The sequence below is a fragment of the Microbacterium sp. KRD172 genome, assembly GCF_017168295.1.
Classification (GTDB): Bacteria; Actinomycetota; Actinomycetes; order Actinomycetales; family Microbacteriaceae; genus Microbacterium; species Microbacterium profundi.
In genome coordinates, this window is sequence record NZ_JABFAS010000002.1 from 2,675,365 (window position 1) to 2,685,200 (window position 9,836).

At 65.3% G+C, this 9,836-nt stretch carries 9 protein-coding genes and 2 tRNA genes; 2 read left to right on the forward strand and 9 right to left on the reverse strand.

What is annotated here, in order from left to right; genetic code table 11:
- Positions 1-21: 21 nt before the first annotated feature.
- Positions 22-1,005, reverse strand: a complete 984-nt coding sequence (locus J1M43_RS13225; protein ID WP_033105076.1) for an arsenic resistance protein — start codon at positions 1,003-1,005, stop codon at positions 22-24.
- 304 nt (positions 1,006-1,309) lie between these two features.
- On the opposite strand from J1M43_RS13225, the gene J1M43_RS13230 reads away from it, so the two are divergent.
- The gene (locus tag J1M43_RS13230; RefSeq protein WP_033105077.1) at positions 1,310-2,653 is read left to right on the forward strand and encodes an Nramp family divalent metal transporter; all 1,344 of its coding nucleotides are present in this window, start codon (positions 1,310-1,312) and stop codon (positions 2,651-2,653) included.
- Positions 2,654-2,916: 263 nt separating this feature from the next.
- Here J1M43_RS13230 and J1M43_RS13235 read toward each other — a convergent pair whose 3' ends face one another.
- Together J1M43_RS13235 and J1M43_RS13240 are read right to left on the reverse strand one after the other, a co-directional pair.
- The gene (locus J1M43_RS13235; protein WP_206476978.1) at positions 2,917-3,078 is read right to left on the reverse strand and encodes a hypothetical protein; all 162 of its coding nucleotides are present in this window, start codon (positions 3,076-3,078) and stop codon (positions 2,917-2,919) included.
- A 312-nt stretch (positions 3,079-3,390) separates the two neighbouring features.
- Positions 3,391-3,726, reverse strand: a complete 336-nt coding sequence (locus J1M43_RS13240; protein ID WP_206476979.1) for a hypothetical protein — start codon at positions 3,724-3,726, stop codon at positions 3,391-3,393.
- 204 nt (positions 3,727-3,930) lie between these two features.
- Here J1M43_RS13240 and J1M43_RS13245 point away from each other — a divergent pair, with 204 nt between their 5' ends.
- A complete protein-coding gene (locus J1M43_RS13245; RefSeq protein ID WP_033105079.1) occupies positions 3,931-4,866 on the forward strand; it encodes a hypothetical protein in 936 nt (311 codons plus the stop codon).
- A gap of 133 nt (positions 4,867-4,999) precedes the next feature.
- Here the strand turns inward: J1M43_RS13245 and J1M43_RS13250 are convergent, their stop codons facing one another.
- The 6 genes from J1M43_RS13250 to J1M43_RS13275 form a co-directional block, all read right to left on the reverse strand.
- Positions 5,000-5,590 (reverse strand): hypothetical protein, encoded by a 591-nt coding sequence (locus J1M43_RS13250; RefSeq protein WP_206476980.1) that lies wholly within the window; start codon positions 5,588-5,590, stop codon positions 5,000-5,002.
- 405 nt (positions 5,591-5,995) lie between these two features.
- Complete coding sequence (locus J1M43_RS13255) at positions 5,996-6,892, reverse strand: Abi family protein (RefSeq protein ID WP_206476981.1); 897 nt, start codon at positions 6,890-6,892, stop codon at positions 5,996-5,998.
- 539 nt (positions 6,893-7,431) lie between these two features.
- Positions 7,432-7,505, reverse strand: a tRNA-Met gene (locus J1M43_RS13260).
- A gap of 44 nt (positions 7,506-7,549) precedes the next feature.
- Positions 7,550-7,621, reverse strand: a tRNA-Thr gene (locus J1M43_RS13265).
- A 66-nt stretch (positions 7,622-7,687) separates the two neighbouring features.
- Positions 7,688-8,755 carry a M23 family metallopeptidase gene (locus J1M43_RS13270; RefSeq protein WP_307823462.1) on the reverse strand — a complete coding sequence of 356 codons (1,068 nt, stop codon included), beginning with the start codon at positions 8,753-8,755 and terminating at the stop codon, positions 7,688-7,690.
- A gap of 284 nt (positions 8,756-9,039) precedes the next feature.
- On the reverse strand, positions 9,040-9,834 hold the full coding sequence (locus J1M43_RS13275) for an inositol monophosphatase family protein (protein WP_033105083.1): 795 nt from the start codon (positions 9,832-9,834) through the stop codon (positions 9,040-9,042).
- Positions 9,835-9,836 lie beyond the last annotated feature (2 nt).

Genomic DNA, 9,836 nt, shown 5'->3' on the forward strand with positions numbered 1-9,836 from the left:
TCTATGCGCTCGTCGCTGAGATCAGTGGATATCTGGATCGGATTGCGGTGTTCTGGTGAGCGCGGGAACGAGCCGAAGGAACACGACCATGCCGACGAGTTCGATGAGCGTCTGAGTGACCACCGCCAGCGGGGCGATCGCGAGCGGGGCGGGAAGAGCGAGCGCAAGCGGAAGCACCACGAGGGAGTTGCGGGTAGCTCCGCTGAACATAACCGCCCGGGTCTCGGGAACGGCCAGCCTGGCCACTCGCCCTGCAGCAACACCGACCAGCAGCATGATGGCGAGGAACGCAGCATACAGTGGCACGACCCGGAGCAAGACGACGGCTTGACTGCCGACGCCGGCGATCTGTGAGCCGACCACCACGGCGAGGGTCCCCATCATCAGCGGCACCATTGCCGCGGCGAAGACCTCCTCGATCACCCGCCCAACTCGATGGCGACGGGCGAGGGTTTGCACGATCGCGGCCGCAGTGAGCGGGATCACGATGAGGATCAGGAACGCCTCGACGAAGGGCTCGAGTTCGATATGTTCGACGGCGTCGCTGCCGACGAACAACCACAGATATGCAGGGAGCAGCACGATCTGCAGCAGCATGAGCAGCGGCGTCGCGGCAAGCAACCGAGCACGGGCACCGCCGGCGAGACCGGTGAAGACGATCACGTAGTCCACGCACGGTGCGAGCAGCACCAGCAACAGTCCGACCAGCAGCCCCTGGTCGTCGGCCACGAACCTTGACAGCCCGAAGGCGATGAGAGGGACGGCCAGGAAGTTGACGACCAGCACAGTACCGAGGAATCGGAAGTCGCGGAACGCGCGACCGACCTCGATCAGCGGGACGCCGAGGAACGTCGCGAAGAGCAGCAGGGCCAACGCTGGATTGGTCGCCCTGGACAGCACGGGCGCGACCGGAGGCCAGATCAACCCGACGGCGATGCCGGTACCGATCGCGGCGACATAAAGCGCTACCTGGTGCTGTTCCCACCACTTCACCGCTGCGCGCATGTGCACCAGCCTAGAGAACCCCCGGGGGCTCGACATTGAGACGGGTTCAACGCCAAGCGTCACCGTTGTGGCCGATTCCCGATGCGCGCTCGACGCGATCATGACCGTGACCGCTTGTGCGGCCCGCACCGCGGACTGCGCTCTTTTCGGTCTACCGAAATATTGCTATTATTTCGGCATGCCTAAATCTCTCGCGGATGAGACCCGACCACCACTTTCGAGAGCCCGTCGCGCGGCTGCGACACCAAGAGGTGCCAAACGACCGGATGCCGCGGGGCGAAAGCCGCAGCGCGGTGCAGCATCAGTGGGACGCACTGCTTGGCTCATCGGTCCGGCACTCGTCGCCGGCGTCGCGTACCTCGATCCGGGCAACGTCGCGAGCAATATGACGGCGGGGGCACGATACGGATACATGCTCGTTTGGGTCGTGATCCTCGCGAACATAATGGCGTGGCTGATCCAGTACCTCTCGGCGAAGCTCGGCGTCGTGACCGGCGAAAGCCTGCCTGAGGTGCTCGGCCGGCGTCTGCGCAACCGATGGGGAAGGCGCGCGTACTGGCTGCAGGCGGAACTCGTCGCCATGGCGACGGACCTTGCCGAAGTCATCGGCGGTGCGGTGGCCCTCTATCTTCTGTTCGACGTACCTCTCGTTTGGGGCGGCCTGATCACCGGTGCGGTCTCGATCGTACTGCTCATGATTCAGTCGCGGCACGGGCACCGCACGTTCGAGTTCGTCATCATCGGGCTCCTCATGATCATCACCGTGGGATTCACCGTCGGGGTCTTCGTCGCCCCACCCGACCCTGGAGGACTCCTGGCCGGGGTCGTGCCGCGTTTCGAGGGAGCGAACTCGGTGCTGCTCGCCGCGTCGATCCTGGGTGCGACGATCATGCCGCATGCGATCTATGCGCACTCGGCACTCAGCCGCGACCGATTCGTGACCCGGGAGGTCAGCTTTCCATCTGCCGCGGTGGCGAGCGCATCGGGCGGTTGGGGTCGCAGGATGCTGTCGGCGCTCGCCGTTCGTGAAGGGCCGTCCTCAGGCGGTGCGGATCGTCCGGTTCGCGAACCGGGGACCTCGACCGTCATGCCCACGGACACGCTGGTGCGCGCCACACGATGGGACGTTTCGATCGCGATGGCGATCGCCGGCACCGTGAACCTCTGCATCATGCTGCTCGCGGCGGTGAACCTCGCGGGTGTCGAAGGCACCGACAGCCTCGAAGGCGCCTATGCCGCTCTCGACGTCTCCCTCGGCCCGATGATCGCGACGCTCTTCGCCGTGGGTCTTCTCGCATCCGGTCTCGCCTCGACATCGGTCGGTGCATACGCCGGCGCCGAAATCATGCAGGGGTTGCTGCACGTGAGGATCCCACTCATCGTGCGGCGACTTGTCACGCTGGTTCCCGCGATCGTGATCCTCTCGCTCGGCTTCGATCCGACCATCTCGCTCGTCCTGAGTCAGGTCGTGCTGTCCTTCGGCATCCCGTTCGCGCTCATACCGCTGGTCGCTCTCACAGCCAAGAGGAGCGTGCTGGGCCGGTGGCGGAACCACTGGGCGACGACCGCCGTCGGCATCACGGCATCCGTGTTCCTCATCACCCTCAACGGAGTGCTGCTCTGGCTGATCCTGAGCGGCGCGAACTGAGCCTTGATCCGTCCGGGGTTTGATGTGGTCTGATTCCGGCCGACCTCACTACCGCGCGATCGATCACGTGCTCTTCTGGGTAGACCTCGGCGAGGGGTAGACCTCGGCGAGGGGTAGACCTCGGCGAGGGCCGTGATGCGGTTGAGAGCCGCGTACATCACGCCGAAGCCCGGGTGATCGTCCTCGGTTCAGAGGGATGCGGGTCGAAGCGCATGCCCGGAATGGGTCCGAACTCGCACATCTCGTCCCAGTCCTGAGGGTGATCACCCGACCTGTTCGGCGGTCAGGGTACGGGTGGTCGCACCCAGCCGAGTCTCGCGCTCGAAACGGGCCAGATCGCCGGCGCCGGCGCTGACGCTGACGCTGACGCGACACTCGAGCTCGGTGAGACGGTCAGCGGAGAGCGCGCCCGAACGGACGAGCACGTCGGCATGACTCTTCGTGAGTCCTCCGCCGCGCGACCGCACCGCGGAACCCCAGTCGCCCGACTTCGCCTGATTTCGGACCCGCCGCGCCCCGTTTAGTTCATGGGCTGAGTGTCTACCGCATCTGGTGACTTCGACCCGGCCTTCTACGGTGACCTCGTACCACTTGTCACCGCAGAGCGGCTGGGCTCGTACCTTCGCGCGACCGGTGGTAACCTCGCGGACGCGTTCACTTTGTATGAGTGGAACATGCGTGGCGGGGCAAGCATCATGGAACTCACTTCGATGGTCGAGGTCCTTGCACGCAACGCGCTAGATCGCGAGCTTCGTGATTGGGCTCATCGTCGACGCGGCGGCTCTTCCTGGTTGGACGTCTCGCCGCTGGACAGACAAGGTGCCGCCGACATTCAGAAGGCGCGCGACCGGGCAACCCGGCGAGGCAAGCGCGCAGAAGTTCACGGCCGGGTCGTTGCGGAACTCCCCCTCGGTTTCTGGCGCTACCTCGTCGAGTCTCGATATCTGACCATGCTCAGGATCCCAGCGACTCATCGCGCGTTCCCCAACGGAGATCCCGATCTCCGCACTCGTCAACGCGAAGTTGCCTTCCGGATGCAGCAGCTCAACTTCGTGCGGAACCGTGCCGCCCATCACGCTTGGCTGAGATGCGTCGGCCAACGGTCAAGCGCGACGTCCGGCGAAGGCGACCCGCTATCGTCGTTCATTTGCCCGCGTGGGATCCTGGTCAGGAGCAGGTGCCAATTGTTCCAGCCCGTACGCCGACGCCGTGTTGATCGAGCCCCGTGCTGATCGACACGGCCCCGCGGACGCTGCGCGACCTCATCCCCATCGTCGGTGCGAACCACGGAAGTTCGGGGAGTCGCTCGCCCCGATGACGACGGGTACACGTTCGGCCAGGTCGACGACACGTTCCGCGTCTACGCGAACAAGATCGAAGACCTCGTCTGGCGCTACCTCGACGACTTCGCCGACCTGACCGACATTCTGCAGGTGCGGCTCCGCGAGGACACCCTGGCAGCGATCGAGGCTGACGTGCTCTCCGGCGACGGCCTCGAGGACCGCTTCACCGGCGTCCTCGAAACCTCCGGCGTGCAGGTGCATGCCTTCACCGGGGACCTGCTCGGCCAGGAGCGCGAGCTGACAGGCTGGGCGCTGAACCCGCTCGACCTCATGGCGCTCGAGGCGCTGCGCGAGAACGGCGACGACGAGCTGGTCTTCGACAGTACCTGCCTGTGGCATCTACGGGGGTTCGGTGCCAAGCTGAGACGGATGAACCGCTCTCAGAAGGTCGCCGTTACCGTGTGCGTACTCGTCGTCGCGGGCCTCGCCGCTGTGGCTGCTCCCGCTGTTGCGTCGGTCGCGTCGGATATCGGCGGCTGGGCGCTGTTCAATCAGCCCGCCGCTGATGCCCCGGCTGATGCCTCTGATGCTCCGGCTGATGCCGCTGCTGTTCCAGCTGATGAGCCGGTCGCCTCTCCCGCGCCGATCCCGGATCGCACCCACGGCGACTGCGCACTGCTGTACTATCCGACCGGCCCGTCGAGCATTCCGCGGCTCGACGCACCCATCGACAACGGTCCGCGCGAGTTCGCGATCGGCGAGGTCGGCCTCGTCGACGGCATCCCGACGACCTACACCGTCGCGCCGGGCGATGCGATCCAGGGAATCGGTGCCCGCTTCTGCGTGTTCGGGACGGGCCTGTTCTACTTAAACGAAGTTCACCTGCAGGGCACCATCCAGCCGGGAGACGTGCTGCGCCTGCGCCCATAGCGCTCGATCATCCGAAGGCCCCTCCCCGTCTCGCTGGTAGATGCCGTTGCAGAGTGCGCTGCGCATGGAGGTATCCCCTCGTCGGTCGCAGCCCCACGCGCGGGGCTAGCGTTGGCAGCTCATGCGCCCGACTCTACCGCTGCGGCGGGATGGTGAAGCTGGGCGAGAAATCGTGCACCACTCCGGCCTCGTCGCCGACGCTCGCGATCGTGTACGGGTTCAGGTTGATCGTGTCGCCCGCGTAGACGACGGCGCGCTGCTGGCCTGCCGAGCTGTACAGCCCGGTACGGCGGATCGAGTTCAGCACTTCGAGGTACGTGGGGTTCGCGCCGACGCAGAACCGCTGGGCGATGCCGTTGATGGTGTCGCCCTCGGCAGCGACGTAGGCGACGGGTTCACCGTTCTCGTTGAGCACCGACTCGCCCTGCGCCTGAGCGCGGGGTCCGGAATCGCCCAGCAGCGTAGGCTCCAGGCCGTTCATCGTACCCTCGACATGGTCAGCGGGGATCAGCTCCGGTGCGGCGTCGCACGTGATATATGTCTGCAACGGTTCCTCGACGACCGGCTCCACGGTCGGCGTCGGCATCGCAACCGGAGTCGTTGTGCGGGTCGCGACTGTCGGCGCCTCGGCAGCCGCCTGACCCGTGGCGCACCCAGCGAGGATGAGGACGGTGAGCGCAAGCGCGGCGGCAGCGGGGACGGTCTTGGCTGTGCGGTTCATCATATGAACGAACGGTACCGGTCACTCGCGGGGTAAAGCTAGCGCGCCCCACCAGACGGGATTCCGTGCGTGCCGTCGCGGCCCCGTCCGGACTAGTAGCGAGTTGAAACCCTACTGCACCGTCTACTGCACCAGATTCCCGCTGCGCAGGTTCTCATACCTCGCCATTCAAGCAGAAAACCCCCCTTCCCCGGGGGTTTTCATCTGTAGCAGGAGCGGGGTTTGAACCCGCGACCTCACGCTACGCACTCAATCCTCGATGCATCTGGAGCGCCATGGGCACGACGTGGCTTTTCGTGATTGATCAGGGAATATCTCGTTCGGAATGGGCCGGTGGCCGTGGCGCCCGCGCGAGAACGATGCCCGACGAGGGCGATTGTGATGAGTTCCTAAGACTCATCAAGTCCCTCACCGCCAAAGGCTGGACGATCCCCACTCGGCCGGCGCGCCCATCGACGTCAACTCCATGCCGCTGTCGGCGGGGAAGGTGCGAAGCACGGAGGGCAGGAGCCGCGTGTTCGCGCCGAGGGTGTTCAGCGCGAGGTGCTGAAGGAGAGTGAGCATCGCGAAGGTGCTGTCTTTCACGGGCACGATCGCGTCAAGGGCCGGGTACAGGCCGCGTCGTGGCAGCTTCGGAGTCAGTGAGTAGTACCGGTTGTAGAGGCGCGAATGGTGGGCGCAGACGTTGCGGACGACGTTCAGTGCCCGGACCCAGGACTTCAGCTGCGCAGCATTCAGCCCGAACGCCTGGGCGACGTTGTCGCGGACACCGAGCGGCGCGAAGCTGTAGAGGTACGAGAGCCCTCCCCAGTCGAGAACGTCGACAGCGACCCAGATCGGGACGATGGAGTTGCGCTTCTCGCGGTGGTGGACGATGAACTCTTCGCGTGAGTCTCTGACCTGCCGATCAAGCTTCGCGATCCAGAGTGGATAGTCGGACGCTCGGTCCATCGAGAGCCGCTCGGGCTTGCGGTGGATCATCGGATTGACCTCGCCGAGATGGTACCCGAGCAGTGCGCGAAGGTAGGTTTCGACGTGCTGAAGCGGTCCGAACGCCGCCGCACGCAGACGATTGTCGAACTCCCATATCGCTTCGACCTGCGTCAGCGAGGTGCCGGGGCGAAAACGACCGGTCCGCACGCCAGTCGAGTCCTTGAAACGGAACGGATACGAGTAGCCGCTGAGCGTGTAATAGCCGACACGACGCAGGAGCGCCATCGCCGCATCCTCATCGTCGATCAGCATCCCGCGATCCACGAGAAGGGCAACCTGCTCGCGATAGGTCTTGTGCGGCTTCGGCTCCACGAACCCCGTACTCCGGTAGAAGAAAGACCGGCCCTGGACTCCCAAGGGAGCGGAACCGGTCGTGTTACTCACACGCTATCACGCTCGACTGACACTCAGCCGGGGACTCATCGCCGAGCGACGAATCCTGGATCCACCGATGTTCTTGAGCGCTGAGGTGTGGGACCTGCCGTGTCTGCCCGTCCCAGTCTCGGAGTCGAGCCGACGCACGGTACCGGCGGACGCTGATCTGGCGCGTCGCGATCTCCCCGAACGTGCCGATCGGCATCCGTGGCCGCCCGCGCATCAGAACTCGCCCCCACACGCGCCAGCAACGACATGCGAAGTGTGAACCGGCCAGGGCACGAGGCGAGCATTTCTTCTCATGCCAGGGAGGTGCGCCAAATCAGCCGACACCAGTCGAGGCCGACCGAACACCAGCTCCACACGATCAGCGCAAACAAGCCAACCTGTGGACAACTCGCGAATAAGTGTTGAATACATCAGATTTCCGTCCCTTCATTCGGGACAAGAAAACTTGGTCAAACCATATTTCGAAGTAGCAGGAGCGGGGCTTGAACCCGCGACCTCACGATTATGAGTCGTGCGCTCTCACCAACTGAGCTACCCTGCCGCACGGCATCCCCGCCCATGAAGAACATGAAAGCGAATGCTGCGAGCCCCGAGTCAGGATTGAACTGACGACCCCTTCCTTACCATGGAAGTGCTCTACCACTGAGCTATCGGGGCGCTGTCACCCGCGAGGGCAACCACACGAGAATACCATTTCTTCGGCGTTCTCAAAAACTGAGAGGGTCAGTAGGACTTGCGTCCCGCGTTCGCCTGCAGCCAAGGGAGCGGGTCGATCGTCGAGTCGTTGACGATGAGCTCGAAGTGCATGTGCGCACCGTACGAGCGACCGGTGTTTCCGACCAGTCCGACGATGTCTCCGACCTTGACCTTATCGCCGGGCGCGACCCGCAGCGAGCCGTACTGCATGTGCGAGTAATGGCTGGTGATCAGCACACCGTCGATGACGTGATCGATGTAGACCGTGACGCCGTAGTTGCCGCCGGACTCCGTCGCGATGCGCACCGTTCCGTCGGCGATCGCCTGCGCTGGTGCTCCGTTGCCGGGCACGAGGTCGAGCCCCTCGTGCAGGCGTCCGTCACGCATCCCGTACCCGTAGGTCATGCCGACGCCGACGACGAACGGCCACTGGATGGCCGCCGTCGGGTCGTTCGTGTACACAGAGTTCGAATAGGCGATGCCCTGCTCCGCAGCGAGGTCACCGAGCGAGAGCGTCGAGAAATTCTCCGCCCGCTGGATCGCGTCGTTGCGCACATCGGACGATGCGACATACGCCTGGATCTCGTCGTCGGAGACAGCGGATGCCGTGCCCTCCGACGCGGCGACAAGTGAAGTCGCCGACTGCACCGAAATGCCCTGAGCCGCGGCGACAGCCTCAGCGGGCAGCGTCATGGAGACGGCGAGCAGCCCCACGATACCCATCATGCTCACCGTGGCTCCGGCTGCGACGAGTTTGCGACGCGATCGGGCCTTGCGCGGAGCGACGTGGACGGTGGTCGCCTCGGTGGGAAGCACGCTCGTGACCGGCAGGACGGGCTCAGCCACCGCGGGCTGCTCACCCGTCACCGCACGGAACGCGCGGGATGCCGCGACGAACGTGTCAACATCGGCATCGGCATCCGCATCCGCATCCGCATCCGCATCCGTCGATGATTTCACGACTCCGATGACCGGCTCTCGCCCGATCTCGGCGTCAGCCGTCGATTCGACGACGACGGGAGCATCGGCCACAGCGTCGTCGACGCTCTTGACTCCGACGCTCTGAGGCGCGACGACCTGAGATTCAGCCGTCACGCCACGGAGGCGATCACGCGCAGCTCGACGTGAGAGGACCGGCACGACGACCTCGATCGAGGAGGTCTCCTTCTGCACACCTGCCAGTGTCACCGAATCCGCAGCCTGGCGACGGCTGGAGCGGCGCGTGGGCGCAGGCGCAGCCATAGGGGTGTCAAGGGGCAAAACGGGTTCTCTCGGGGTTCGCGCTGGGGGGGCTGAAGACCTTCGAAGTTCGGGTCGAACGAAGGTAATGATCGCGTAAACACTATCGTGGTCGTACTGAGAATGCCATGTACAGATCCTCAAATCTCCTTGTCGAGGACCCCGGTGATCCGAGCGTGCAACGGCGCTCCAGCAGCGATCAGCATCGGACGAGCGGATGCCGTGTCCAGCCGAGTCACGATCCCTCCCGCTTCGGTGACCAGAAGCGACCCAGCCGCGAAGTCCCACGGACTCAGTCCTCGCTCGAAGTAGCCGTCCAACCTCCCGGCCGCCACGTAGCTGAGATCGAGCGCCGCCGATCCGCCCCTGCGCAGGTCCCGCGCGAGCGGCATTACCTGCCGCACGGTCAGCAGGTCGCCGTCGTGCGTCGACGGGTCGTAGCCGAAGCCGGTCGCCAGCAACCCGCCCGCCGGCGTCTCCGAGGTGACGGCGAGCCGCGCGTCATCGAGCCATGCGCCCTCGCCGCGGCCGGCAGTGAACAGCTCGCCGAGCACGGGCGCGTAGACGGCCGCGGCGAGCGGTCGCCAATTGTTCGGATCGGCGCCGCCCTCGACCGCCGCGATGCTCACGCAGTAGGCGGGCAGGCCGTACGCGTAGTTCACGGTGCCGTCTATCGGGTCGACCACCCAGGTCACTCCGGTCGTGCCGTCGCCACCACCGGACTCCTCACCGAGGAACCCGTCACCAGGACGCTCGGCGTCCAGCCGTGCGCGGATCAGCGCCTCGACCTCGCGGTCGGCCTCGGTGACGATGTCGGCGAGCGTCGACTTCGTGGCCGCGAGGGCGAACCCAGCAGACCTTCGGAGCCGTGCGAGCTCGCCCGCCTCGCGGGCGATGTCGGCAGCGAGTTCCTTCAGCTGCGATGCCGAGGTCACAG